Genomic DNA, 25,700 nt, shown 5'->3' on the forward strand with positions numbered 1-25,700 from the left:
GAGTTATCCTCAAAAAAAAACCCACCAAGTGAATCATCACATAGTGGGTATTGTGCCTGAATAAAATCAGGCGACCAAGCAGTACCGGATTACGCCGGACGATTGCCAGTTGGGAAAGGCCACGCAGCATTAGGGCTGACGACTGTTTTTGCATCAGGAGTCGCTGGCTTAGCTGGAGCTGCCTTTTTCACTGCAACTTTTTTCGCGGCTGGTTTCGCCGCTGCTTTCGCCGCTGGCTTCGCTGCTACTTTTTTCGCTGCTGGTTTTGCTGCTACTTTAGCGACAGCTTTCTTCGCTGCTGGTTTCGCCGCTGCTTTTGCTGCTGGCTTTGCCGCTACTTTTTTCGCTGCTGGTTTTGCTGCTACTTTAGCGACGGCTTTCTTCGCTGCTGGTTTCGCTGCTACTTTTTTCGCTGCTGGTTTTGCTGCTACTTTAGCGACAGCTTTCTTCGCTGCTGGTTTCGCCGCTGCTTTTGCCGCTGGCTTCGCTGCTACTTTTTTCGCTGCTGGTTTTGCTGCTACTTTAGCAACAGCTTTCTTCGCTGCTGGTTTCGCCGCTGCTTTTGCCGCTGGCTTCGCTGCTACTTTTTTCGCTGCTGGTTTTGCTGCTACTTTAGCGACAGCTTTCTTCGCTGCTGGTTTCGCCGCTGCTTTTGCTGCTGGCTTCGCCGCTACTTTTTTCGCTGCTGGTTTTGCTGCAACTTTAGCGACAGCTTTCTTCGCTGCTGGTTTAGCTGCTGGTTTCGCCGCTGCTTTTGCTGCTGGCTTCGCTGCTACTTTTTTAACAACAGCTTTTTTTGCTGTTGTCTTTTTCGCAGAGGCGGAATCGGCCGCTGCCGCTTTTGGTGCTGTTGCCATTTTGTTTCTCCTTCGATAGAGATGGAAAAAATCGGATAAAAATTAAATCCGCTCTATCCTTTCAAGCGGATTATTCATGGGCACAAACATAAACGATGTTTGCGCTAATGAATTCGGCACCGGCTGAACTGCTGCATGCCCTCAATGTGATGCAGCACTTCAGCCATAATTTTTTACTCTGCGATCACCGTCTGATGCGGTCAATCTGAAACACCCGCACATTGCGTATGTCAATAATATTCAAGAACTCAAGATACAAAGCCAAAAACCGCAATACCCGACATGGCCAGGTATTGCGGCACTAACAGTACAAGTAATTTAATCTGTGACTGTCCATTCAGTTTGGTGAGGCCTCTCGAGTTTTACATCTCGTGCAAACCGTGAGTATTCCTTTTTCAGGAAGCCGGGGCGCTATATTCAGCAGCTACTCCCAATTGAGGGCTCCCCCGGTTTGATACTCAATCACGCGCGTCTCAAAAAAATTGCGCTCTTTTTTCAGGTCTATCATTTCGCTCATCCATGGGAAAGGATTTTCTTCCTGAGGGAACAAAACATCAAGACCAATTTGCTGTGCTCTGCGATTTGCAATGAAGCGCAAATATCCTTTGAACATCGGCGCATTTAATCCAAGCACTCCACGCGGCATTGTATCCTCTGCGTAGCGATATTCCAACTCCACCGCGCGCAAAAACAACGATTTAATTTCGTCTCTGAATTCTGCGGTCCACAAATGCGGGTTTTCCATTTTAATTGTGTTGATCAGATCGATACCGAAGTTGCAGTGCATCGATTCATCACGCAAAATGTATTGATACTGTTCTGCCGCGCCCATCATTTTATTCTGACGCCCTAACGCCAGAATCTGTGTGAAACCGACGTAGAAGAACAAGCCTTCCATCAGACAAGCAAATACAATCAGTGAACGCAGCAAAGTCTGATCCGCTTCAGTGGTGCCTGTTTTAAATTCAGGATTCGTCAACACATCGATGAATGGAATCAGAAACTGATCTTTGTCACGGATCGATTCGATTTCGTTATAAGCATTAAAAATTTCGCCTTCATCCAAGCCCAGTGATTCAACGATGTACTGGTACGCATGTGTGTGAATCGCTTCTTCAAATGCCTGACGCAACAGGTACTGACGGCATTCCGGCGCGGTGATGTGACGATAAGTACCCAGCACAATATTGTTTGCAGCCAGAGAATCTGCAGTCACGAAAAACCCGAGATTACGTGTCACCAGGCGACGTTCGTCATCCGTCAGTCCGTTCGGATTTTTCCACAATTCAATATCGCGTTGCATATTGATTTCCTGCGGCATCCAGTGATTCGCGCAGCCAGCCAGATATTTATCCCACGCCCACTTATACTTGAACGGCACCAGCTGGTTCACGTCAGTCTGGCCATTGATAATCCGTTTGTCTGCAGCATTGACGCGACGCGCCATATCTTCTGCACTCGCAGCTCCGGCTTTTTTTACCAGTGCCGGGTTCAGCGCAACTTCCTGCAATTGCAAACCTGCCTGTGCATCATTGCCTGCCGGGCGCACGGCTGATGGCGTTGCTGCAGCTGGCGAGGGTTCATCATCCCAAGATAACATTTTTATTCCTTACAAAGTAACACTGCTTTTTATGCCTCGACACACATGTGCAGCATAGGGCGAACGATGGACGTCTCACACCGTTCGCTTGCAGCTCAGTTGGTTAATACTTCCGCTCCCATCGGAACGCCGACATCATTACTGACAAGCTTCGCACTCTTCAAAACCGGGGTCACCTGGACGAAGGTAGCAAGCTGCACCGTCTGCTTCAGGAGCGACTGCCGGCACTGCCGCAACCGGTGCTGCGCTGAACGCACCCGCACCACCATCCACCGCAACCGCATTCAACGCACCGGTTTTCGATGTCGATTTTTCTGTATGCGTCGCACCTATCGTACGCAGGTAATAAGTCGTTTTCAGACCACGCAACCAGGCCAGCTTGTAGGTCTCGTCGAGTTTTTTACCGGATGCGCCTGCCATGTAGATATTCAGGGATTGCGCCTGATCTATCCATTTCTGACGACGCGCAGCAGCCTCAACCAACCATGATGGGCTGATCTCAAATGCAGTCGCATACAATTCACGCAAATCCTGAGGAATGCGATCAATGCGAGCCAGACTACCATCGAAATATTTGAGGTCGGCGATCATCACCTCATCCCACAAGCCGCGCAATTTCAGGTCGCGCACCAGATGCTCATTAATCTCTGTGAACTCACCGGACAAATTCGACTTCACATACAGATTCTGATAGGTCGGCTCAATACACGCTGAGACACCGATGATGTTAGAAATTGTTGCCGTCGGCGCGATCGCGACGCAGTTGGAATTGCGCATACCGAATTGCTTAATGCGGTTGCGAACGATGGTCCAATCCATGGTTTCGCTAAAATCTGCTTCCAGATAACCGCCACGCTCTTCTGCCAGCAGCTTCAATGAGTCCTGAGGCAGAATGCCACGATCCCACAGCGAGCCTTTGTATGAACTATAGGCACCGCGCTCCTCCGCCAGTTCTGTCGACGCCAGGTAAGCGTAATAGCAAACGGCTTCCATAGAGGTATCGGCAAACTGCACCGCTTCATTCGATGCATAAGGAACACGCATCATGTGCAGGCAATCCTGGAAGCCCATAATACCCATGCCGACCGGACGGTGACGCAGATTAGAGTCGCGCGCTTTCTGTACAGCGTAGTAGTTAATATCAATCACGTTATCCAGCATACGCATCGCAGTACGGATAGTCTTTTGCAGTTTGACGTGATCCAGTTTGCCGTTCTTCATGTGTGCTGGCAGATTGACGGAACCCAGATTACATACGGCGATCTCACTCTCATTGGTATTAAGTGTGATCTCAGTACACAGATTCGATGAGTGCACTACACCTACATGTTGCTGCGGGCTACGGATATTGCAAGGATCTTTGAATGTGATCCACGGGTGACCTGTTTCAAACAGCATGGACAGCATCTTGCGCCATAAGTCGAGCGCAGGCACTTTTTTAGATAATTCAATCTCTCCGGAAGCCGCTTTCGCTTCGTAAGCAAGATAAGCGCTTTCAAATGCTTTACCAAATTTATCGTGCAGATCCGGTACGTCCGATGGTGAGAACAGGGTCCATTCGCCTTTTTCCATCACGCGCTTCATGAACAGATCCGGAATCCAGTTGGCTGTATTCATGTCATGCGTGCGACGACGATCATCACCAGTGTTCTTACGCAGATCGAGGAACTCCTCAATATCCATATGCCAGGTTTCGAGGTAAGCACAGACAGCACCTTTACGCTTACCACCCTGATTGACCGCAACCGCAGTATCGTTAACCACTTTCAGGAACGGCACCACGCCCTGAGATTTGCCATTCGTGCCTTTGATATGCGCGCCGAGCGAACGTACCGGAGTCCAGTCATTCCCAAGACCACCTGCATATTTCGCCAGCAAGGCGTTTTCTTTGAGTGCATCATAAATACCGGCCAGATCATCAGAAACAGTCGTCAGATAGCACGACGATAACTGCGAACGCTGTGTACCTGAATTAAACAGCGTCGGTGTCGAACTCATGAAATCAAAACTCGACAACAGATGGTAGAACTCGATCGCACGGGCGTTACGGTCTTTTTCTTGCAGCGCCAGCCCCATTGCCACACGCATGTAGAAAGCCTGCGGCATTTCGATACGGGTGCCCCGGACGTGCAGGAAATAGCGGTCATACAAAGTTTGCAAACCGATATAACTGAATTGCAAATCACGTTCAGCAACCAAGGCTTTAGCCAGGCGCTCCAGATCAAATTCCCCTAATTTGGTATCCAGCAATTCCGCCGCGATACCTTTCTGGATAAATTGCGGAAAATAAGTAATATATTCAGCTGCCGCATCCTGCTGAGCGACCTCCTTACCGAATACTTCTTTACGTACTGTATGCAACAACAAACGGGAAGTTACCTGACTGTAAGCAGGTTCTTTTTCCATCAACGCCCGCGCTGCCAGAATTGCTGATTTATGTAATTCCTCGACAGGCACACCGTCGTACAGGTTCTTCAGTGTTTCGGTCAGAATTGCTTCAGCATCCACCAGTTTGTCCAGACCGACACAGGCAGCAGTAATCAGGGTGCGGACTTTTTCAATATCAAGGATCACTTTTTCGCCATCAATGACCACATGAATTTTCGGCAGTTTTGCCTGAGAAGCTTGCTGTGCTTCACGCTGCAGGCGGCGCTCTTCCTGATGCTTCGCGCGATACAGCACATAGGCACGGGCAACATCATGCTCACCGGAGCGCATCAGTGCCAGCTCAACCTGATCCTGAATATCTTCAATGTGAAACGTGCCACCGGTTGGCTGTCTGCGCAGTAATGCCGCAACAACAGTCGCCGTCAGTTGTTCAACGAGTTCGCGGATACGGGCAGATGCGGCCCCCTGACCACCGTTGACGGCAAGAAAAGCCTTTGTCATCGCAATCGCAATTTTTTGCGGCTCAAAACCAACTACTGCACCATTCCGGCGAATGACCCTGTGCTCGCTGTATCCGGTGCTGGCTCCTGTCTGAACGGCGTTAGCGCCTACAGAGCTTAGGTCGGAATGAGATGGCGTTGATGTTTCCATTGAAGAGTGCATTGAACCTCCAGAGTCGGTGATATCGTGAGTCGCTTCATGATCTCAGTCAGATCATGACCACGCTCGGGTTAACTGAATGTTGCGCCTTATTACAAACTAGCTTTTACACGGAAAAAGGCCGTGTTATTTCTTCATTTTCAAATCAATTGCTGCTAAATCGGGGAAGGTGAAGCAAGAAAGGCAAAACAAGAAAAACTACTATATATAGTGCACAAATAATTTATAGCCCTAATTCTAGTGCCCGATGCTAAGGTGCGCAACCGCTTTATCTGTTCATTTTTCAGTAAATTTTTTTGTGCAGGCGATTGACTTTCGCAGATGATCAGAAAACTGCAGCAAACTGGGTGAGTGAGTACTAACGGAAAATAGCCACACTGAGAACAGGATATTTATTTGTCTGTTTTTCATCGGCAGGATCAGACAAAAGAAGCAGGATCCGATTAAAAGGCAGAAGCAAAATCCGGGGGAAACGCATGCGCGACTTCCCCCCACGAAACAACAATCCAGCGCAGAATCAGTATGCGGAAAATTAATCCTGGATTTTCAGTTTCTGTATCTGGTAACGTAGCTGCCTGAAGCTGACGCCGAGCAACTCGGCAGCCTGCGTCCGGTTGTGCCTGGTCAGCTCCAGCGCCCTTATTATCATTTCACGTTCAATTCTTTCCAGATATTCTGGCAAAGAACAAGGAAGTAACGGCGGTGAAAAAACATTGTCGTCTTGCGCCGAAACGATGTCGCTAATCACGCGTTCAGAATGGCCGGTCTCACCAGTAACCGGTTCAGTTACTGATTTTTTATGATGACGTAAAGCGAGGTCGGCCACCTGAATACAGCCATCATTGGCAAAAGCAAGAGCACGCTCCAGAATGTTTTCCAGTTCGCGGACATTGCCGGGGAAGTCATACGTACACAAGGCTTGCAATGCGGCCGGCGATAACGTGACCTGACCACCAGCGAGCTTACCCAATATCGCCAGAGATAAATCAGCAATGTCTTCAAGCCGCTCACGCAACGGCGGCAAGTGCAGCTCAATGACGTTTAAGCGGTAATACAAATCCTGCCGGAATCGTCCTTCATTAACGCAGTTACTCAGATTCTGATGAGTTGCGCTGATAATTCTGACGTCCACGGACTCCTCCAGCGTCGCGCCGACTTTACGGATACGGCGCTCCTGTATTGCCCTCAACAACTTCACCTGCATCGCCAGCGGTAAATCGGCGACTTCGTCAAGCATCAGCGTGCCGCCATTCGCCGCCTGAAAAAATCCTTCACGATCATCGGCCGCGCCGGTAAAAGCCCCCTTGCGGTAGCCAAAAAATTCCGCTTCCATCAGCGTTTCGGGAATCGCACCGCAATTGACTGCGATGAATGGCTTACCGGCTCGTGAACTCGATGTGTGGATCTCACGCGCTGCCAGCTCTTTACCGCTGCCGGATTCTCCGGTAATGATAACCGGTGCCATGCTACGTGCCAGACGGGCAATTTGCGCACGCACCTCCTGCATACCGGATGAAGAGCCAATCAGAAAAGAGACCGGCCCCTGCTCTGATACATGCGACATCACCTCTGGTTCCGCATTGCTCAGATTCACCTCCAGTGCCGAGCGCACCAGCTTGCGTAAATGATCCAGCGCCACAGGCTTGGAGACATAATCAAATGCTCCCGCCTTCAAGGCTATCACCGCATTATCGGTACTGCCGAAAGCAGTGATGACGGCAATCGGGGTGTTTTTATAATGAAGATTGACTTCTTCAACCAGTTCCATACCCGAACCGTCAGGTAAACGCATATCCGTCAGCACCAGCGAGTAACTGTTTTTTTGCAGCAGACTTCTGGCGATATGCAGATTTTCAGCGCTATCAACATCCAGCCCCATTTTAATCAGGGTAATCTCTAACAATTCCCGCAAATGCGCTTCATCATCAACAACCAGAATGCGTGGACAAGTGGTGCCGGTAATGTTGCTCATGTGTTTAATCCAGAGAAATTAATCACGAAACGGCCGCTGGGCTCGCTGTCTTCAGTAGCACTGTGATCGACACGATATTCATAATCGAGCAAGGCTTTGTTATTCAGGCAGAGCTCACGCGCCATATACAATCCCAGCCCGGTTCCCATACGGGAAGTCGTGTAAAACGGTTCAAATAAATGTGCGCGAACTTCAAAACTGATTGCCGGGCCATCATCCTGAATATGTAATTCCTGACGACCACCAGGATTCATCATCGCGTAAAGACGAATACTGCCGGGAATGCCACTGGCGTACCGGACCGCATTCGATAATAAGTTAGAAATAATTTCTGTCAGATGACCAGGATCAAAACTGACTTTAAAATCAACAGCCTGATCTACGGTAATCAGATCTGGAGCTACTTTTTTTATTTCAATGAAATCCTGCACGCAGCGACTCACCAGCGGCATCAGAAAGTACGGTTCGACATCATTGCGTGCCTTACGTGAGAGCTTCAGAATATCCTCGATCAACTGATTTAAGCGACCAACGTTATCATCCACAATTTTCAGCAGCCGTTTAGCCTGCTCTTTATTATCTTCTATGTGAGCAATATCCTCATTCAGCAAAGAAGCCGCATACGAAATCGATGACAAGGGATTTCTGACTTCATGCGCAATGCTGGCGGTCAGACGTCCCATCGACGCCAGTTTCAATTGTTGTGCGTGATTTTCAATATCCGATACATCCTGCATAAAAATCACGGTGTAATCATTCGCTGACGCTTGTAACCCCGTTTCATTTGCTTCTTTGACGATAATCATCCGCAATTTCAGATGCGTGACAAAATGAGGCCGTTCCGATCTGACGCCAAAACTACTGTGCTCAAAACCTGCGCGCGGCACTGCTGTGCCAGACGTACCCACTTTGCTTTCATCGAGGTGACACGGAATAGAAACAAACGAAATTTCATCTTCCAGCTCTCTGTGTGTCTTACCGGCGTTTCTGCTCTGAATATCCGCGAGTGTTTCCACCAAAGGGCGCAAAGCGATAACGTCGGCCAGTCGGACTCCTGTCATGTCCTTGCGCAGATTTCCTCCGAGCATACGTTCAGCGGCCGGATTCATTTCAAACATACGCCCGGAATGATCCAGTACCAGAATACCGTCATCCATATCGGCGATTACCAGGCGATTAATCGCCTGCTGCATGATCAACTCATTGCCTCTCAATGCGGCCAGTTGTTCCTGGCGGATAAGATTACTCGCCAGGCGATTCACCACATACACAACAGCAAAATAAGAGGCCCCGAACAAACCCGCCTGAGAAACCTGGCTGCCGTCACTGAACTCGAGTGAACGGTAGACCCCCTCCGTCAACAGTAACAAGCTGACGATTGAGCAAAAAAAGAATGCCCACAATAAAGGCGCCAGAATTGAAACGCCTGCAAGAGGAAACAAAAACAAGATATTGAAACCACCGCGACCACCACCGGAACCGAGATAAAGCAAAGAAATGATGATGATGTCCAGCGTAATCTGCGACAGCAGTTGCAGGATGAAATGCCGCGTATGCACAACCTTGAGTATCGTAAAACCTATGCTGGAAAGCAGATAGGCGATACATATATCAACGGCAAACACATGGGAAAATACCCAGATATCTTTAGTGCTGCGTAAATTGAGCAACAACAAAAGACTAATGGCAATAATCACCCTGGAAATATTCAGGGTTTGCAGAGACCGCCAGAAGGAAGGGGTCGGTTCAGGAAAAACAGAAAAAGTCGCTGTCATGAATTCAGCTGATTTTCTGATTTAATGTAAATCAGCGTGCGCTGATGAACAATAAATTTGCTGTCCTCGGATCACGGCTTCAGAGGCAGGTAAATAAATCTGGCAATGCGCACAGCAAACCATGGTTTCTGTTGCCTGCGCTGATGTTGCCGACCGGTCGAATGCAGCGCCGGATGTCGTCTCCGCATCCCGGCTGCGTATGCTGTCCTGCATCAAAGGTCTGGCTTTTTTACGGATTGCCAGAATCACCAACACTGCCAACACCAGCCACATCAGCAATTTCATACCAGACTCCTGTGCAACACCACTTCCAGCACGAAACGACTGCCGACATATGCCAGCAGCAAAGTCAGGAAACCGGACAAAGTGAAATTCAACACCGTTTTTCCACGCCAGCCGCGCCACCGGCGCCCCACCAGCAAGATGGCAAACAGCAACCATGACAACAGAGAAAGGATGGTTTTATGATCCCATTTGAATGCCACACCAAGCACTTGCTCAGAAAATACAATGCCGGACAATACGGTCAGACTCAGCAATACAAATCCCACGGAAATCAACCGGAACAACACCTTTTCCATCGTCAGCAAGGCCGGCAGCTTATCAATTGCCGCACTCAGCCATGGCCGCAAAGCCTGCGAACGCAATTTATGTAAATGCTGATCCTGCAGGCTCATGATCGCGGCATGAAACGCCGCAATCGTCATTGTGCTGTAGGCCAGTAAGGCAATGCTGACATGCCACGGGAACATGGCCGTTTTGCCTGCCAATGCAATCATCGCCCCGGGGAAGAAGGCGGGTAAGACAGAAAATCCTGCAGCAGGCGGAAATAATAAAAATTTCAAGCCATCGAGTGAAAAATTACGATTTTCTATCAGGTACACAGAAACAGTCACCCAGAGCGCCGCTGATAACATCGTCGCAAAACCGATACGCAAAGCATCATCCGCGAACACGGCCAGCCATAATGAGACGGCATGCAGCAACCAGGCAAGGACGCTGATCCCCGCACCCAGAATGCGTTGCCGGAAGGGAATGAACGCAGCGGCCAGATAGAGAGCGACCACCAGAAAAGATAAATAAATATGCATCGGCTAAGTTTACACCATGTCGCCCTAAAAATTGACGTTCGCTGCCACCACGGTTGCAATTGAGATCCAAGGAAACTGACAGGGCTGAAAAATCCCGCAACTCTTGAGTACATCAGAATTAATGACAAAAATGCGCTTTTTTTGAACTTTTCAGATTTTTTTGCAACTAAACTCTCTGCGTCCAGTATTTCTATACTGAGCCAAGGGATAGACTCACTTCGTTTTCTCACCTTTCGATAATAAAACCATGAAAAAGACACTCATTACGCTGGCTGTTCTGAGCACCGCCTCAGTCGCCTATGCTGACGAAGGCATGTGGATGCCACAGCAGTTGCCACAAGTAGCCAAAGAGCTGAAAGCCGCCGGTTTAAAACTGGATCCGGCAAGCTTAACCAAACTGACAGAATTCCCTATGGGCGCCATCGTCAGCCTTGGTGGTTGTTCAGCTTCTTTCGTTTCGCCGCAAGGTCTGGTGGCGACCAACCATCATTGCGTCTACGGCAGCGTGGCTTACAACTCCAAACCTGAACGGAATCTTCTCGCAAACGGCTTCCTTGCCAATACGCTGGAAGAAGAATTGCCGGCAGCACCAGGTTCACGTATTTTTGTCACCAAAGAAGTGACCAACGTTTCTGACAAAATCATCAGCAAAGATGTTGCGAAACTGGAAGGCAAAAAGCGCGTTGACGCGATAGAAAAAAACTCCAAAGCGCTGGTAGCCGAATGTGAGAAAGATGCCGGTCATCGTTGCAACGTCTATCCTTACTATGGCGGTCTTGAGTTTTACATGATCAAACAGATGGAAATCCGCGACGTCCGTCTGGTACACGCACCTGCCGAAGGCGTGGGCAAATTCGGTGGCGACACCGATAACTGGATGTGGCCACGTCACACCGGCGACTACGGCTTCTACCGCGCATATGTCAGCAAGGATGGTAAAGCCGCTGACTACAGCAAGGATAACGTTCCTTACGTTCCTAAACATTATCTGAAACTGGCAAAAGACGGCTTGTCTGAAGGCGATTTCGTCATGGTACTGGGCTACCCTGGCCGCACCAACCGTCACCGTCTGCCATCTGAAGTCGCGTATACATTCGACTGGAGCTACCCTGCATTCGTCAAAGCATCCGGTGAGTCCCTCGCGATCATCGCTAAAGAAACTGCCGATGATCCTGACGCAAAGCTGAAATATGCGAGCCAGGTTGCCGGTATCAACAACTACTACAAAAACCGTCAGGGCATGCTCGACAGTTATGCTGGCAGCGATTTCCTTGCCCGCAAAACCAAAGAACATGAAGAGCTGAAGGCATGGGTCAACAGCAATCCCGCCCGCGCAAAAGAATTTGCCAGCGATATTGCGAATGTTGAAAAACTGATCGCTCAGCGCGACGCGCAAGGCAAACGTGAGTTTTTCCTCGAGCGTTCGTATCCGCGTCTGCTGAGCACTGCCCGCAGTCTGTATCGCCTGGCAAATGAAACGACGAAACCGGATGCTGAGCGTAAAGCCGGCTATCAGGTCCGCGACCTGCCACGCTTTAAAGCAGGTGTGGAAGCAGTTGAGCGCAACTATGTCGAGAAGGTCGATAAAGCGCTGGTACTGAACAGTCTGAGCCAATATGCTGCACTGCCAAAAGATCAGCGCAGCGCCAACTTCGATGCGGCGATTGGCATCAAAGACGGCATGAGCGAAGCTGACCTGAAAGCCTTGCTGGATAACTTGTATGCCGGCAGCAAACTGGGCGATAAAGCGACACGTGCAGCATGGCTGAGCGCCAAGCCTGAAGACTTCAAAGCCAGCAACGACAGCTTCATCAAAGCAGCGGTAGCAATGTATGAAGGCGGTCTGAAACGCGAAGCGGAAGACGAAGAACTGGCAGGTAAAATCCAGCAAGCCTATGCCAACTACATGAAAGCAAAAATTGCCTTTATGAAGAGCAAAGGACAAGCGGTTTATCCTGATGCGAACAGCACATTGCGTGTCACGTTCGGTAAAGTGGCTGGACGCGATCACGGCACAGCCGATGGTCTGGCATGGTCTGCATTCACGACCGTCAACGGCATCCCGCCAAAAGCCACAGGCAAAGGCGAGTTCAATGCCCCTGCGGCACAACTGGCGGCAATCAAAGCCAAAGACTTTGGAAAATATGTTGATCCTAAGCTGAAAGCAGTACCGCTCGCGTATCTGGCAACGCTCGATATCACTGGCGGTAACTCCGGTTCTGCTGCGCTGAATGCGAAAGGTGAATTCATCGGTCTGGCCTTTGACGGCACACTCGACTCCATCATCTCTGACTGGGATTACAACAAAGCCAATACCCGTTCTATCCAGGTCGATCTGCGCTACATGCTGTGGCAAATGAAGCATGTCGATAAAGCCGACAAACTGATTAAGGAAATGGGCGCAGAATAATTCGCCTTGCTTCTTATCAAAAGCCACGCTGATCGCGTGGCTTTTTTTATTGTTATGCAGGATTACCGGCGATGACCCGCGAAGACCGGTCCTTCATGCAGCATCGCCTGTCGTTTCCTTGACTTTCTCTGCTTATTTCATACATTGATATCAATTCTGTGCAACAAGCTCCCCTTAGCAAACGCCCGCTGCACGAGTTAACTGATTGGTGAGCAGCCAGACTGACACCGACATCCATCAAAGCAAAATAAAGATAAGGACGAGACATTATGAATCTGCTGAATCTGGGAAAAATGCCATTTTCATTTCATGGCGGCTGGGATACGGTGAAGAAAATTCACCCTTCTGTTGTCAGCAGTTTTTTGTTGCTGGTACTGCCGTGTTCACTGATCCCTCCGCTGGCACTGCTGTACGCAGGCAGTCATCATGCTGCCCTGTACTGGGTCAATGCACCTTATCTGCGCTGGCTGGATGTAGCTGTCGTGTTCTTTGCCATGGAATTACTGACCGTACCGCTGATGGGCTGGCTGATCCGTAAGCTGGCGGAAGATCATCAGGTGACGATCGACTTTCAGGATGGATTTCTGCTGGCCAGCATTACCGCCGTGCCGATGTGGTTGTCCAGCCTTGGTTTATTATCCGGTGATCTGTGGCTGGTGATCGCCTGCGTGGTCATGGGGCTTCTATTGGCTGCCAGCGTGCTGTATCACGGCCTGTATGCGATTTTGAAATTAGAAGATACCGTTGATGCACAGGTCATGGGCTACAAAATTTTCTCTTTTGGTGGCATCGTCTGGATCATGCTCTGCAGTTTCGTTGCGTTACCACTGATGTGGTAAAACCTGCCGCTAGGCGAGCTAACATACGTTAGCTCGTCGCCGCCGTCCCCTGATGCCGGACATGCTGCATCTCAGGCTACATGTCCGGCGTCGCATTACCAGATACTCCCCCCTCTTTTTTCGCAAAAAGCCTTATTGTCGGCATCAATAAAAGGCCTTTTCAGATACTCCCCGGAGTATCTTGATAAGCCGGAAGCCGCCACGTATCCTGCATTTGCCTTGCCGCGCCTAGTTCCAATGACGAATAGACGCCTGTTCGCACAACTCTTAGCATGCTCAGGATCATTCCAGAGAGCAAATCATGAAACGCAGAACCTTTATCTTCACCAGCCTGGTCCTCAGCAGCGGGCTGATACTGCCGGCGTCAGCACAAGTGAGCAATCTCAGTGACGCGATCAATAAAGCCGGGCGACAGCGCATGCTGGCACAGCGGCTGGCGAAAGCCTATCTGCAGTTAGGCATGGATATCGATACCGAACACGCCAGAAAAATTCTGGATCAGTCCTTATCCGTATTTGATCGCCAGCTGGTGGAATTACGGACCTTCGCGCCGAATCCCGACATCAAATCGCGCCTGAGCGAAGCCGAAAAAATATGGCTCGATTACAAACAGCTGCTTGTCGGGAAAGCCCCCAACAAAGCCGATGGAAAAAGTATTCTGGTTTCGAGTGACAAACTGATGCAGCTCACAGATGACAGCACCCTGCAACTGGAAAAAATCGCCGGTAACAGTAGTGGAAAATGGGTGAATCTGGCTGGCCGGCAGAGGATGTTGTCGCAAAAGATGGCGAAGCTGTATCTGGGCCGGCAATGGAATATTGCACCGGCGGATACAGGCAGTCTGCTCAACAACGCACGCAAAGAATTCATTGCTGCCCAGAGTGCCCTGAAAACCGCACCTGTCAACACCGCAAAAATCAGGGATGAGCTGGAACTGGCGCAGCAACAATGGTTATTTTTCGATCATGCGCTGCAACAAGCGGATGATACTAAAACACAGCATCAGTCAGCCACCAACGTGGCTACCAGCAGTGACAGAATTCTGGAGCAGATGGATAAAATCACCAGCCTGTATCAGCAACTTAGTTAACGACGCCGGGCACACGTTTTTTTGCGGATGACAACGTCAGTGCAGACTGATCGTCATGAATTCAGCTGACATTTTTTCAGTTTGTCTTGCAGCGTATTCTCAGAAAGGCGAGACTGCACCCCGTCAGCGCGACGATCGTCTGCCGCACACACAGCAACAGCACGGACATCAAGGCTTCGTTCGCTTCCTTTTTTCCGGCATGCAGCCTGTATCCGGCAAGGAAGGCGGATTTTATGCAACGTCTGCATTTGAGCCACAGGTATTTCTGTGAATTCGCAGAGAGGATGCAGTGATCGGGTAAAATGGCGGATTGTTTTGCTCCGGGCGACTGACGGTCACCGGGCAATCGCTTTCAAATTGCTTTTTACCCAAGAAATTCTACTCGTTCGCTATGCTTGATAACCTTACCCAGCGCCTCGCCAAAGTCGTGAAGACTATGCGCGGCGAAGCCAGACTGACCGAATCCAACACAGCCGATATGCTGCGCGAAGTACGCATGGCGTTGTTAGAAGCGGACGTTGCCTTGCCTGCAGTCCGCGAACTGATCGCCCGCGTCAAAGAAAAAGCGATGGGCGAAGAAGTGATCTCTTCACTGACTCCCGGCCAGGCATTGGTCGGCATCGTTCAGAAAGAACTCGCTGTATTAATGGGCGCCGATCTCGGCGAAGAAGCCTCGCAACTCAGCTTCGCCTGCCAGCCACCGGCAATTATTCTGATGGCAGGTTTGCAGGGTGCAGGTAAAACAACGACCGTCGGTAAGCTCGCCAAATATCTGCGGGAACAGAAAAAGAAAAAAGTGCTGACGGTTTCTGCCGACGTTTATCGTCCGGCCGCGATCGGCCAGTTGCAAACCGTGACAGGGCAAGTCGGTGCGGATTTTTTTCCATCCACACCAGACCAGAAACCAGTCGATATCGCCTTAGCTGCGCTGGATTACGCAAAAAAACATTACCACGATGTGCTGATCGTCGATACAGCCGGTCGTCTTGGTATTGATGAAGCGATGATGCAGGAAATCGCTGCCGTACACGCTGCCGTCAAACCTATCGAAACTTTGTTCGTCGTTGATGCCATGCTGGGGCAGGATGCCGTCAACACCGCCAAAGCATTTAATGATGCATTGCCATTGACGGGTGTTGTACTGACCAAGCTCGATGGCGATTCGCGTGGTGGCGCTGCGTTGTCGGTACGTTATGTGACTGGCAAACCGATTAAATTCGTCGGCGTCGCTGAAAAACTGGATGGCCTCGAAGCCTTTGATGCAACCCGCATGGCCAGCCGTGTGCTCGGGATGGGCGATATTCTTGCGCTGGTGGAATCAGCGCAAAAAGGAATTGACGTCGCTGCAGCCCAAAATCTTGCACACAAAATCAAAGACGGCGGCAAGTTCGACATGAACGACTTCAAAATGCAGATCTCGCAGATGAAGAACATGGGCGGCCTGTCAGGTTTGATGGATAAACTGCCGGCGCAAATGCAACAGGCAGCCGCAGGGGCGAATATGGATCAGGCAGAGAAGTCCGTGCGCCGCATGGAAGGCATTATCAATTCTATGACGCCACTGGAACGCGCGAAACCGGAACTGATTAAAGCTTCACGCAAACGCCGTATCGCCGCCGGTGCCGGTGTGCAGATACAAGAAGTCAATCGTATGCTCGCGCAATTCGAACAAATGCAGTCTATGATGAAAAAATTACGCGGTGGCGGCATGATGAAAATGCTGCGCGGGATGAAGAGTATGATGCCCGGAAAACGCTGATCTTCAGCCGTCACCCAGAGGTTATAAAAAATGGCCGTATCAGAGGTAAAACCCTGCCGATACGGCTTTTTTTTGGCTGGAAATCCAACGAAGCAGCATTTCCTGCATTTTTTCTTAGAAAACGCACAAAAAACACTTGCATCACCGTGGAAACCGCACCACTATGGGCGATGCGTGAAGTGACGCAATGCAGGAGCTTTTCAAAACGATCAAAGCTCCGTCCACAAAATTGTGAAGGAGGCTATTTATGGCAACAGCAGCAAAAAAACCAGCAGCGAAAACAGCTGCAGCACCAAAAAAGGCAGCAGCAAAACCTGCAGCAGAACGTAAGCCAAACGCAGCGTTCATGAAGCCAATGACAATTTCCCCAACACTCGCAGCAGTGATCGGTGCCGCACCGATTCCACGTACTGAAGTGACGAAAAAAGTATGGGAATATATCAAAAAGCATAACCTGCAAGACGCTGCTAACAAACGCAACATCAATGCAGATGACAAGCTGAAAGCCGTGTTCGGTGGTAAAGCACAAGTCTCCATGTTTGAAATGACAAAACTCATTTCCGGTCACCTGTCCTGATTCATCAGGAACAGCAACCGCAGTTGCGTTGGGAAACTTTATGGGAAGATAATGTCCCATCCCAAACAAAAATGCCCGCATCGCGCGGGCATTTTTGTTTTCTGCTGCTCTTTCCTGAGTGCAGAGCTCAGAAACGCTCTGAACTATTTTTTATATTCCCAGTTCTTCCAGTTTGCCAGTACGGCATTCGGGTATTCCGGCTTACCACGGCTACCGTTATAACGCCCCAGCGCCATGTACAAATCGCCCTTTTCCATATCCATATACAAGCGCAGGATAGAGCAGCCATAGCGCAGATTGGTCTGCATGTGAAATAACTTGGTCGCGTCACCATCACCGATGCTGCGCGCCCAGAACGGCATCACCTGCATATAACCGCGTGCGCCGACCACCGAGGTCGCATATTTACGGAATGCCGATTCTACCTGCATCAGGCCCATGACCAGCGCCGGGTCCAGCCCGGCACGTTTGGATTCATACCATATCGTTTCCAGCAATTCGATGCGCGTCTGATAATCAGGTATCCGCTTTTTGAGACGTGACGACATTTCGCCCAGCCAGTGCAGATAGCTGATGCGCTCTTCTATTGTATTAAAGCTCGGTTTGGGCGGGCGGGGATCAGAAATCGCTTTCGACAAAGCCAGCCGGACCGAATCCGCCAGAGCTTCTTCTTTCTGATTACCGGCTTGCGCAGGCATGGTGTACAACAATGCTGTCCATACACTGAGCAGCAGAATGATCCATCGGGATAACAGCAAAATCGCTTTCAACTTCTTAAAAATGAAGAATTAGGGGGAGTATCTGTCATTTCATGCCTATCGTCTGAATAAAAAAAAGGGAGTTTTAAGATACTCCCCCCAGTATATTTAGACGCTTTAAGCCGCAATCAGCTTGCTCTGCACAAAAGCCAGCATCTCAGCAACCGGAACGTTAGTCGCTTCAGTATCGCGGCGACCGACGTATTCGAGTTTGCCTTCTTTCAGACCACGGTCACCAATCACCACACGATGCGGTACCCCGATCAACTCCCAGTCGGCAAACATCGCACCCGGGCGTTCACCGCGATCATCCAGAATCACGTCAATGCCAGCGTCCAGCATCGCCGTGTACAATTTTTCGGTTTCCGCTTTGACCGCCTCGCTGCGATCCATACCCATAGGGCAGATCACCACTTCAAACGGAGCCAGCGCTGTTGGCCAGATGATGCCTTTTTCGTCGAAATTCTGTTCTATCGCCGCGCCGAGAATACGGGTTACGCCAATACCGTAGCAACCCATCTGCAGTAATTGTGGTTTGCCGTTTTCGTCGAGGAAGGTCGCTTTCATATCTTGCGAATAGCGGGTACCAAGCTGGAATACATGGCCGACCTCAATCCCACGTTGGATCGCCAGCACGCCTTTACCGTCGGGGGAAGGATCACCATCGACCACGTTACGGATATCCATCACCAGCGGTTCTGGCAAATCACGTCCCCAGTTCGCACCGGTGAAATGGAAATCGGCCTCATTCGCGCCGCAAACAAAATCGGCCATATTGGCCACCGTGCGATCGGCGACGACGTGGACAGGCTTTTTAGTATTGATAGGACCGAGGTAACCTGGCATTGTGCCGAACCATTCGACGATTTCCGCTTCGGTAGCAAAACGGTAATTCGCCAGACCGGGTATTTTGTTGGCCTTCACTTCATTCAATTCGTGATCACCGCGCAGCAGCAGCAGCCAGATTTGTTTGCCAGCTTCACCTTTTTCTTCATCATCCACCGCGAGCACGATCGATTTAACGGTGCTTTGCAAAGGAATGTTCAGGAATGCGGCAACGTCCTCGCACTTGGCTTTGCCGGGTGTCGCTGTTTTCGTCAGCGTTGCACCCGCGGCAGGACGGGTTGCTGACAATGCCACCGCCTCGGCCGCTTCCATATTGGCCGCGTAATCCGATGTCGGGCAATACACCAGCGCGTCTTCACCGGTTTCTGCAATCACGTGGAACTCATGCGAGCCAGAGCCACCAATCGCGCCGTTATCTGCGGCGACCGCGCGGAATTGCAGGCCAAAGCGCTGGAAAATCCGGGTGTAAGCATCAAACATGATCTGATACGATTTCTTCAGACCTTCAACGTCGCGATCAAAGGAGTACGCATCTTTCATCGTAAATTCACGACCACGCATCAGACCGAAACGCGGACGGCGCTCATCGCGGAATTTGGTCTGAATGTGATAAAAATTCACAGGCAACTGACGGTACGAACGGATATCAGAACGCACAACATCGGTAATCGCCTCTTCCGACGTAGGCTGAATGATGTAATCGCGGCCGTGACGGTCTTTGACGCGCATCAGTTCCGGGCCCATTTTGTCCCAGCGACCGGTTTCCTGCCAGAGTTCCGCAGGCTGCACGACCGGCATCAGCATTTCAATCGCACCGGCGCGATTCATCTCTTCGCGGACGATATTTTCGACTTTACGAATCACACGCAAGCCCATAGGCATGTAGTTGTAAATGCCGGATCCCAGACGTTTAATCATGCCGGCACGCATCATCAGTTTATGGCTGACGATCTCAGCATCGGCAGGGGCTTCTTTAAGTGTGGAAATAAAAAATCGGGTAGCTCGCATGACAGTGATTCTTTTTAAATGGAAGGTTATAATCAACTCAATTTTAAAGGATTAGCTGGCTAATGCGCCCACTCTTTGCATATTTGATGAAGGAAACCGCGTTTTGTTCGCCAGACTGGCTGCTGCCCGGAATGAAATGGGCTCGCTTTTTGACGTAACCGACGCTTTCAATTGCAGGGACAAGCCGTGTAGCCACAGAAAGTTTTGAGGTTAGACATGCTCGATCGTGAAGGCTTCCGCCCTAACGTTGGCATAATTTTGCTTAACGCCAACAATCAAGTCTGGTGGGGAAAACGTGTGCGCGAACACTCGTGGCAATTCCCGCAAGGTGGCATTAAATATGGTGAATCTCCTGAACAGGCAATGTTTCGCGAGCTGGAAGAAGAAACAGGCCTGTTGCGAGAGCACGTCAAAATTATCGGCCGCACCCGCGACTGGCTCCGTTATGAGGTGCCAGATCATTTTATCAAACGTGAAATTCGCGGGCATTACCGTGGGCAAAAGCAAATCTGGTTTTTGCTGCGCATGGTCGGCCGCGATTGCGATATCAACCTGCGTGCCAGCAACCACCCTGAATTCGATGCCTGGCGCTGGCATGAATACTGGGTGCCGCTGGACGTGGTGATTGAATTTAAACGCGGCGTTTATCAACTGGCATTACAGGAATTATCCCGTTATCTGCACAGAAATGATCATCCCGGAGCCCAGCGCCAGCGTTCGCAGCGACAGCTGCAGAGGGCGAAGGAAAAATTGATTGAGCCCGGTAAACCTGAACAGGAAGAATCAAAATAATTTATGGCAAATGACTATCCATACCGTTCTGCCAAAAGCTGGTCTGGTCTGCTGCTGATTGCAGCCAGTCTGCATCTGCCGCTGACATACGCAACAGAGCTGGAAGACGATGACGCGAATAAGGAAAAACAGGAAGTTGCCCTGCAATTACCCGCCGCACCAAAATCAGAAAATCTGCTGCCTTTTTATAACAGCGGCACACAGACTTTCGCTATCGATAAGCAATCAGTTTCTGTCGAAAAAGATGGCTCCGTACGTTATACCCTGGTGGCAACGAGCAACAGCGGTGCCAAAAATGTCAGTTATGAAGCGATTCGTTGCGAAAGTTACGAAAGGAAACTGTACGCATTTGGCCGCAGCGATGGCAGTTGGTCAGCATCCCGCCGTAAAGAATGGGACAGAATTTCAAACGCCGGCGCGAATAAGCAGCATCATGTTTTATATACGGAGTATTTTTGTGATGGCAACACCATCGGCGGAAAAGCAGCAACGCTGGTCGATCGCTTAAACGGAAAACGCTCACCTTTTAATCGCTAGACAATCCCGTATGCCATACAAAAAAAGGTGCTCAGGCACCTTTTTTTACAGCACAACCAGATTATCCCGATGTATCAGCTCCTGCTCTTCAACAAAACCAAGAATGGCAGCAATTTCAGATGAAGGATGGCGCTTGATCCTTCTTGCGTCTGCACTCGCATAGTTTGACAAGCCTCTCGCAATCACCTGCCCTGCTTCATCTACGCAAGTAACGACTTCGCCGCGGCCAAATTCACCAATGACGTCCAGTACGCCTATCGGTAACAAAGATTTACCATCCTGCGTTAACTTCTGCACGGCACCAGCATCAAGGACAAGGGTGCCTGCAGTTTGCAAGTGATCCGCCAGCCATTGTTTGCGTGCGGCGATCGGTGCCATGTCGGAAACCAGTTGCGTACCGATGGCTTCGCCGTTCGCCAGCCGGACCAGCACATTCTCTTCACGCCCCCAGGCAATCACGGTATGCGCTCCGGAGCTCGCTGCACGCTTGGCAGCCAGAATTTTTGTCAACATGCCACCGCTACCAACGCTGGAACCGGCACCTCCAGCCATCGCTTCCAGTGTTAAATCCCCAGCTTTCGCCTCATGGACAAATGTTGCGTCGGGATTTTTTCGTGGGTCTGCAGTATACAAACCTTTCTGATCAGTCAGAATAATCAACGCATCGGCTTCGATCAGATTGGCAACCAGTGCTCCCAGAGTATCGTTATCGCCAAACTTGATCTCGTCGGTGACCACCGTGTCATTTTCATTGATGATAGGAACGACACCAAAATGCAACAAGGTAAATAAGGTAGAGCGGGCATTCAGATAACGTTCACGATCAGCCAGATCCGCGTGCGTCAGTAAAATCTGCGCCGTACCGATGTTGTGCGCGCGAAAGCTGCTTTCATATATCTGTGCCAGCCCCATCTGACCAACAGCGGCGCAGGCCTGCAACTCATGTATTCCGGTCGGCCGCTTTTCAAAACCCAGCCGCTGCCGCCCCTCTGCAATTGCGCCAGAGCTGACCAGAACCACTTCCTTTCCCATTTGCCGCAATGCGGCGATCTGCACAGCCCACCGTTCTATCGCGACCTTGTCGATACCTTTGCCGTCATTTGTTACTAGCGAAGAGCCTACTTTGATTATCAGCCGTTTGGCTTGCCGGATCACAGAATGCATAAAGAATAAAACCACCATCAATGGGAGGGAAAGTCTTAAATTATACTTTATGTGGAGTTAGCAGGATTAAACTAAATTAAATTCAGACTTCGCTTTTCTTTTCATACCAATATCCTGCAAAGATATTATTTCAATATGAATCAGGAATCCATTTCCCTATGCCTGACAAAGTAGCAGGCGAAAAAAAAGCCTGAAATTCAGGCTTTTTTGATTACTCGTCCCAGACTTTAAAGCGAGGATCATCAGGATCAATAGATAAAATCCCCTGCGCCTCTTCCTTCATCTTCGTCTCTTGCGAACGCTGTTCCTGTGTACGCTTCTCTTCGATGTCTTTGTAAATCGCCATCACCAGATCTTCGCAACCTTCGCGGTTCAGTGCAGAAATTTCAAAGACAGGCCCTTTCCAGCCGAAACGTTTGACAAAGTCTTTGACTTTTTTCTTGCGCTCTTCTTCGCTGAGAACATCGAGCTTATTCAATACCAGCCAGCGTGGCTTGTTATACAAACTCTCATCATATTTACGCAACTCTTTGATCAGAGCTTTCGCATCCTTCACAGGATCAACGTTATCATCAAACGGTGCCAGATCAACAATATGCAGCAAAAGACCGGTACGCTGCAGATGCTTCAGAAATTGCACTCCCAGTCCGACGCCGTCCGCAGCACCTTCGATCAGACCCGGAATATCGGCAATCACAAAACTCTTTTCATGACTGACACGCACCATACCCAGATTCGGATGCAGAGTCGTGAACGGATAATCTGCAATCTTAGGACGTGCATTGGATACGGCGGTAATGAATGTGGATTTACCCGCATTCGGCAATCCAAGCAAACCAACGTCAGCCAGCACTTTCAATTCAAGACGTAACTCACGCCGCTCGCCCTCTTTACCTTCGGTGCGCTGACGCGGAGCGCGATTGGTTGAGGTTTTGAAATGGATATTGCCCCATCCGCCTTCGCCACCTTTGACCAATTCTACCTGCTGACCATGCTCGGTTAAATCAGCGATCACTTCGTCTGTATTGCGGTCTGAAATGACGGTTCCCACCGGCATACGCAGGAAAATATCATCAGCCCCCTTACCGTAGCAATCCGCACCCCGGCCATTTTCACCATCTTTTGCCTTGTGCAGTTTTGAATAGCGATAATCAACCAGAGTGTTGATATTACGATCAGCAACCGCCCAGATACTACCGCCACGACCGCCGTCACCACCATCGGGACCACCGAATGGACGGAATTTTTCACGGCAGAAAGAGGCAACTCCATTGCCACCATCGCCGGCGATCACTTCAATTCTGGCTTCGTCAATAAATTTCATTTTTACCACCTAAAAAAGCTTGTATAAATCTTTGCTACCCAGATGGAACAACCGATTTATACAGGATTTCTTGAAACTAAAAAGGCTCTACCAATGGCAGAGCCTTTTTATCATACTGGCTTGCGCCTTAGCCTGAATTACTTCAAAACTTAAGCTGCAACAACAATTGCGTACTGATGCTTGGAAGCACCTTTAACAGCGAACTGTACTTTACCGTTAACCAGCGCGAACAAAGTGTGATCTTTGCCCATACCGACGTTTTCACCTGGGTGAACACGTGTGCCGCGTTGACGAACAATAATACCGCCAGCATTGATAGTCTGGCCGCCGTAAACTTTAACGCCTAAGCGTTTCGACTCTGAGTCACGGCCATTGCGCGTGGTGCCGCCGCCTTTTTTGTGTGCCATTTAATAGCTCCTTGATACAGGTAATTAACAGATAACCGAGGATTAGCCGTTGATAGATACGATTTGCAATTCAGTGTAGTTCTGGCGGTGGCCTTGACGCTTCTGGTAATGCTTACGACGACGCATTTTGAAAATACGTACTTTGTCGTGACGACCGTGATCTACTACCTTAGCCAGCACCGTAGCACCTGCGACCAATGGAGTACCAAATTTAATTGTTTCTCCAGCACCCAATGCGAGCACTTGATCAATGGTGATTTCGGAGCCAATGTCTGCAGGTATCTGTTCTACTTTAAGTTTTTCACCAGCGACAACTTTATATTGTTTGCCGCCGGTTTTTATGACCGCGTACATGTGAAACCTCATCAAATAAATAAAAGGGATTTTCGCCCGCACCTCAAAAACCAGCTTGGGAATTCGGGAAAACCTCAAATTATACATAGACTTAGACCTAGCGTCAAAAACAATTTGCATATTTTTTCAGCAGAGAAAGTCACGCTGTCAAAAGCGGCTTGAGAAATTTAAAGAAGAATTAAGAAAACAGGAGCAATCTGGCGAATTGCATACTCTGTTACAGCGCAAATTTGATCTTGTCGTCGTATAATCTCGCGGTCTTGAATTAATTAGCAGGATTCCCCCTTGTCAGCCACTGCAAACCCAACCCCTTTCACCGAAGTGATCGCCGCGGACATGTCCGCGGTCAACGGAGTTATTCGTCAGCAACTCTATTCTGATGTGCCACTGGTCAATCAGGTTGCCGAATATATTATCAGCGCCGGCGGTAAACGCCTGCGTCCAGTGCTGGTGTTATTGATTGCAAATGCGTATGGCTACCAGGGTAAATATCATCATGATCTGGCTGCAACAATAGAATTTATCCACACCGCCACTTTATTGCATGACGATGTTGTAGATGAATCATCGCTGCGCCGGGGCCGTCAGACTGCCAATGCCTTGTTTGGTAATGCTGCGTCCGTTCTGGTCGGTGACTTCTTGCACTCACGTGCCTTCCAGATGATGGTGTCAGTTGGCAGCGTTCCGATTATGCAAGTGGTCGCTGATGCCACTAATGTGATCGCTGAAGGCGAAGTGCTGCAACTGCTCAATATGCACGATCCGGACGTCACCGAAGAACGTTACCTGCAGGTGATACGCTCAAAGACAGCCAAATTATTTGAAGCGTCGGCCAAGGTCGGTGCGCTTATCGCCGGAGCGAATGAAGATCAGGTGGAAGCAGCGGCAGAATATGGCCGCAGCATCGGTACCGCATTTCAACTGATAGATGATGTACTCGATTACACGGGAAATGCTGAAGAAATTGGAAAAAACGTCGGCGATGATTTGCGTGAAGGCAAACCGACCTTGCCTCTGATTTACCTTATGAAACATGGCACAGCAGAAGAAAAGGAACTGGTGCGCACGTGTATAGAACAAGGTGATGAATCCAAGTTCGATAAAATTTTACATGCCATTACGCAGTCGGGCGCCCTGAATTATACGAAAGAAAAAGCAGTGGAAGCAGCGCTTAAGGCATCAGCAGCAGTCACTCACTTACCTGATTCTCCTTACAAAGAAGCACTTCTCATCCTGAGTCAGTTCGCGGTTCAGCGCAATCACTGAGCGTTAAAAACTCATTCAAATAGTATGCGATGCGAGGCAAACACAGAAATGTGCTTGCCTCGTTTTATTTGTGCACCACCTGATTCCAGAAGTATTTTTGCTGCATACTTACACACAAAGACAACAGTTCAGTTAACTGACCGCAGCTCAGATGTAAAAAAAAGTAGCATATCTTTACAAAAAAGAGCTTCAGTTGCATCATCGCAAAGCAACTCATTCATTTTGC

At 49.6% G+C, this 25,700-nt stretch carries 22 protein-coding genes; 9 read left to right on the forward strand and 13 right to left on the reverse strand.

The features are described from left to right. Positions 1 to 89: 89 nt before the first annotated feature. The 7 genes from ACPAOP_RS04405 to ACPAOP_RS04435 all read right to left on the reverse strand — a co-directional run bounded on the left by ACPAOP_RS04405 (position 90) and on the right by ACPAOP_RS04435 (position 10,343). A complete protein-coding gene (locus tag ACPAOP_RS04405; protein ID WP_423681417.1) occupies positions 90 to 857 on the reverse strand; it encodes a histone in 768 nt (255 codons plus the stop codon). Positions 858 to 1,281: 424 nt separating this feature from the next. Then, positions 1,282 to 2,457, reverse strand: a complete 1,176-nt coding sequence (locus ACPAOP_RS04410) for a ribonucleotide-diphosphate reductase subunit beta (protein WP_423709459.1) — start codon at positions 2,455 to 2,457, stop codon at positions 1,282 to 1,284. Between the two features lie 138 nt (positions 2,458 to 2,595). Continuing rightward, positions 2,596 to 5,508 (reverse strand): ribonucleoside-diphosphate reductase subunit alpha, encoded by a 2,913-nt coding sequence (locus ACPAOP_RS04415; protein ID WP_423681421.1) that lies wholly within the window; start codon positions 5,506 to 5,508, stop codon positions 2,596 to 2,598. Positions 5,509 to 6,037: 529 nt separating this feature from the next. Next, positions 6,038 to 7,477, reverse strand: coding sequence for a sigma-54-dependent transcriptional regulator (locus ACPAOP_RS04420; RefSeq protein WP_423709460.1), 1,440 nt, complete (start codon positions 7,475 to 7,477; stop codon positions 6,038 to 6,040). Beyond that, positions 7,474 to 9,252 (reverse strand): sensor histidine kinase, encoded by a 1,779-nt coding sequence (locus ACPAOP_RS04425; protein ID WP_423709461.1) that lies wholly within the window; start codon positions 9,250 to 9,252, stop codon positions 7,474 to 7,476. Before ACPAOP_RS04425 ends, ACPAOP_RS04420 begins: the two co-directional genes overlap by 4 nt. Positions 9,253 to 9,273: 21 nt before the next feature. Further along, entirely contained in the window at positions 9,274 to 9,537 is a 264-nt protein-coding gene (locus ACPAOP_RS04430) for a PP0621 family protein (protein WP_423681427.1), read from the reverse strand. After that, on the reverse strand, positions 9,534 to 10,343 hold the full coding sequence (locus ACPAOP_RS04435; protein ID WP_423681428.1) for a cytochrome C assembly family protein: 810 nt from the start codon (positions 10,341 to 10,343) through the stop codon (positions 9,534 to 9,536). Before ACPAOP_RS04435 ends, ACPAOP_RS04430 begins: the two co-directional genes overlap by 4 nt. 247 nt (positions 10,344 to 10,590) lie before the next feature. Here ACPAOP_RS04435 and ACPAOP_RS04440 point away from each other — a divergent pair, with 247 nt between their 5' ends. The 6 genes from ACPAOP_RS04440 to ACPAOP_RS04465 all read left to right on the forward strand — a co-directional run bounded on the left by ACPAOP_RS04440 (position 10,591) and on the right by ACPAOP_RS04465 (position 17,018). Further along, complete coding sequence (locus tag ACPAOP_RS04440) at positions 10,591 to 12,753, forward strand: S46 family peptidase (protein ID WP_423709462.1); 2,163 nt, start codon at positions 10,591 to 10,593, stop codon at positions 12,751 to 12,753. A 269-nt stretch (positions 12,754 to 13,022) separates the two neighbouring features. Further along, positions 13,023 to 13,592, forward strand: a complete 570-nt coding sequence (locus tag ACPAOP_RS04445) for a YIP1 family protein (RefSeq protein ID WP_423681432.1) — start codon at positions 13,023 to 13,025, stop codon at positions 13,590 to 13,592. A 301-nt stretch (positions 13,593 to 13,893) separates the two neighbouring features. Next, positions 13,894 to 14,682, forward strand: coding sequence for a type IV pili methyl-accepting chemotaxis transducer N-terminal domain-containing protein (locus ACPAOP_RS04450; protein ID WP_423709463.1), 789 nt, complete (start codon positions 13,894 to 13,896; stop codon positions 14,680 to 14,682). Positions 14,683 to 14,737: 55 nt separating this feature from the next. Continuing rightward, positions 14,738 to 14,953 carry a hypothetical protein gene (locus tag ACPAOP_RS04455; RefSeq protein WP_423681436.1) on the forward strand — a complete coding sequence of 72 codons (216 nt, stop codon included), beginning with the start codon at positions 14,738 to 14,740 and terminating at the stop codon, positions 14,951 to 14,953. Positions 14,954 to 15,073: 120 nt separating this feature from the next. Continuing rightward, complete coding sequence (gene ffh / locus ACPAOP_RS04460) at positions 15,074 to 16,441, forward strand: signal recognition particle protein (protein ID WP_423709464.1); 1,368 nt, start codon at positions 15,074 to 15,076, stop codon at positions 16,439 to 16,441. 247 nt (positions 16,442 to 16,688) lie between these two features. Beyond that, positions 16,689 to 17,018: an SWIB/MDM2 domain-containing protein gene (locus tag ACPAOP_RS04465; protein WP_423681440.1), complete on the forward strand. Its 330-nt coding sequence runs from the start codon at positions 16,689 to 16,691 to the stop codon at positions 17,016 to 17,018. Between the two features lie 143 nt (positions 17,019 to 17,161). On the opposite strand, the gene ACPAOP_RS04470 is transcribed toward ACPAOP_RS04465, so the two are convergent. Next, the gene (locus tag ACPAOP_RS04470; RefSeq protein ID WP_423682261.1) at positions 17,162 to 17,716 is read right to left on the reverse strand and encodes a lytic transglycosylase domain-containing protein; all 555 of its coding nucleotides are present in this window, start codon (positions 17,714 to 17,716) and stop codon (positions 17,162 to 17,164) included. 177 nt (positions 17,717 to 17,893) lie between these two features. Continuing rightward, positions 17,894 to 19,630 (reverse strand): proline--tRNA ligase, encoded by a 1,737-nt coding sequence (locus tag ACPAOP_RS04475; protein ID WP_423709465.1) that lies wholly within the window; start codon positions 19,628 to 19,630, stop codon positions 17,894 to 17,896. A gap of 216 nt (positions 19,631 to 19,846) precedes the next feature. Here ACPAOP_RS04475 and ACPAOP_RS04480 point away from each other — a divergent pair, with 216 nt between their 5' ends. Together ACPAOP_RS04480 and ACPAOP_RS04485 are read left to right on the forward strand one after the other, a co-directional pair. Next, positions 19,847 to 20,422 carry an RNA pyrophosphohydrolase gene (locus ACPAOP_RS04480; RefSeq protein ID WP_423709466.1) on the forward strand — a complete coding sequence of 192 codons (576 nt, stop codon included), beginning with the start codon at positions 19,847 to 19,849 and terminating at the stop codon, positions 20,420 to 20,422. Between the two features lie 3 nt (positions 20,423 to 20,425). Continuing rightward, positions 20,426 to 20,959 (forward strand): CNP1-like family protein, encoded by a 534-nt coding sequence (locus ACPAOP_RS04485; protein WP_423709467.1) that lies wholly within the window; start codon positions 20,426 to 20,428, stop codon positions 20,957 to 20,959. A gap of 45 nt (positions 20,960 to 21,004) precedes the next feature. Here the strand turns inward: ACPAOP_RS04485 and proB are convergent, their stop codons facing one another. The 4 genes from proB to rplU all read right to left on the reverse strand — a co-directional run bounded on the left by proB (position 21,005) and on the right by rplU (position 24,208). Continuing rightward, entirely contained in the window at positions 21,005 to 22,123 is a 1,119-nt protein-coding gene (proB, locus tag ACPAOP_RS04490) for a glutamate 5-kinase (RefSeq protein ID WP_423709975.1), read from the reverse strand. Positions 22,124 to 22,334: 211 nt separating this feature from the next. After that, complete coding sequence (obgE, locus tag ACPAOP_RS04495) at positions 22,335 to 23,447, reverse strand: GTPase ObgE (protein WP_423681449.1); 1,113 nt, start codon at positions 23,445 to 23,447, stop codon at positions 22,335 to 22,337. 149 nt (positions 23,448 to 23,596) lie between these two features. After that, positions 23,597 to 23,854, reverse strand: a complete 258-nt coding sequence (rpmA, locus tag ACPAOP_RS04500) for a 50S ribosomal protein L27 (RefSeq protein WP_423709468.1) — start codon at positions 23,852 to 23,854, stop codon at positions 23,597 to 23,599. Between the two features lie 42 nt (positions 23,855 to 23,896). Continuing rightward, positions 23,897 to 24,208 carry a 50S ribosomal protein L21 gene (gene rplU / locus ACPAOP_RS04505; RefSeq protein WP_186882810.1) on the reverse strand — a complete coding sequence of 104 codons (312 nt, stop codon included), beginning with the start codon at positions 24,206 to 24,208 and terminating at the stop codon, positions 23,897 to 23,899. 285 nt (positions 24,209 to 24,493) lie between these two features. Here rplU and ispB point away from each other — a divergent pair, with 285 nt between their 5' ends. Next, on the forward strand, positions 24,494 to 25,474 hold the full coding sequence (ispB, locus tag ACPAOP_RS04510) for an octaprenyl diphosphate synthase (RefSeq protein WP_423709469.1): 981 nt from the start codon (positions 24,494 to 24,496) through the stop codon (positions 25,472 to 25,474). Positions 25,475 to 25,700: the final 226 nt, after the last annotated feature.

Origin of the sequence: Undibacterium sp. WLX3042, from assembly GCF_049544825.1 — a bacterium.
Lineage (GTDB): Bacteria > Pseudomonadota > Gammaproteobacteria > Burkholderiales > Burkholderiaceae_D > Undibacterium.

Coding starts and splice junctions, on each gene's coding strand:
- proB (WP_423709975.1), bottom strand. CDS start 22,123: ATGCATTCTGTGATCCGGCAAGCCAAACGGCTGATAATCAAAGTAGGC.
- ACPAOP_RS04450 (WP_423709463.1), top strand. CDS start 13,894: ATGAAACGCAGAACCTTTATCTTCACCAGCCTGGTCCTCAGCAGCGGG.
- ACPAOP_RS04475 (WP_423709465.1), bottom strand. CDS start 19,630: ATGCGAGCTACCCGATTTTTTATTTCCACACTTAAAGAAGCCCCTGCC.
- ACPAOP_RS04470 (WP_423682261.1), bottom strand. CDS start 17,716: ATGCCTGCGCAAGCCGGTAATCAGAAAGAAGAAGCTCTGGCGGATTCG.
- ACPAOP_RS04420 (WP_423709460.1), bottom strand. CDS start 7,477: ATGAGCAACATTACCGGCACCACTTGTCCACGCATTCTGGTTGTTGAT.
- ACPAOP_RS04480 (WP_423709466.1), top strand. CDS start 19,847: ATGCTCGATCGTGAAGGCTTCCGCCCTAACGTTGGCATAATTTTGCTT.
- rplU (WP_186882810.1), bottom strand. CDS start 24,208: ATGTACGCGGTCATAAAAACCGGCGGCAAACAATATAAAGTTGTCGCT.
- ffh (WP_423709464.1), top strand. CDS start 15,074: ATGCTTGATAACCTTACCCAGCGCCTCGCCAAAGTCGTGAAGACTATG.
- ACPAOP_RS04440 (WP_423709462.1), top strand. CDS start 10,591: ATGAAAAAGACACTCATTACGCTGGCTGTTCTGAGCACCGCCTCAGTC.
- ACPAOP_RS04430 (WP_423681427.1), bottom strand. CDS start 9,537: ATGAAATTGCTGATGTGGCTGGTGTTGGCAGTGTTGGTGATTCTGGCA.
- ACPAOP_RS04415 (WP_423681421.1), bottom strand. CDS start 5,508: ATGCACTCTTCAATGGAAACATCAACGCCATCTCATTCCGACCTAAGC.
- ACPAOP_RS04425 (WP_423709461.1), bottom strand. CDS start 9,252: ATGACAGCGACTTTTTCTGTTTTTCCTGAACCGACCCCTTCCTTCTGG.
- ACPAOP_RS04410 (WP_423709459.1), bottom strand. CDS start 2,457: ATGTTATCTTGGGATGATGAACCCTCGCCAGCTGCAGCAACGCCATCA.
- rpmA (WP_423709468.1), bottom strand. CDS start 23,854: ATGGCACACAAAAAAGGCGGCGGCACCACGCGCAATGGCCGTGACTCA.
- obgE (WP_423681449.1), bottom strand. CDS start 23,447: ATGAAATTTATTGACGAAGCCAGAATTGAAGTGATCGCCGGCGATGGT.
- ACPAOP_RS04405 (WP_423681417.1), bottom strand. CDS start 857: ATGGCAACAGCACCAAAAGCGGCAGCGGCCGATTCCGCCTCTGCGAAA.
- ACPAOP_RS04445 (WP_423681432.1), top strand. CDS start 13,023: ATGAATCTGCTGAATCTGGGAAAAATGCCATTTTCATTTCATGGCGGC.
- ACPAOP_RS04465 (WP_423681440.1), top strand. CDS start 16,689: ATGGCAACAGCAGCAAAAAAACCAGCAGCGAAAACAGCTGCAGCACCA.
- ACPAOP_RS04455 (WP_423681436.1), top strand. CDS start 14,738: ATGAATTCAGCTGACATTTTTTCAGTTTGTCTTGCAGCGTATTCTCAG.
- ACPAOP_RS04485 (WP_423709467.1), top strand. CDS start 20,426: ATGGCAAATGACTATCCATACCGTTCTGCCAAAAGCTGGTCTGGTCTG.
- ACPAOP_RS04435 (WP_423681428.1), bottom strand. CDS start 10,343: ATGCATATTTATTTATCTTTTCTGGTGGTCGCTCTCTATCTGGCCGCT.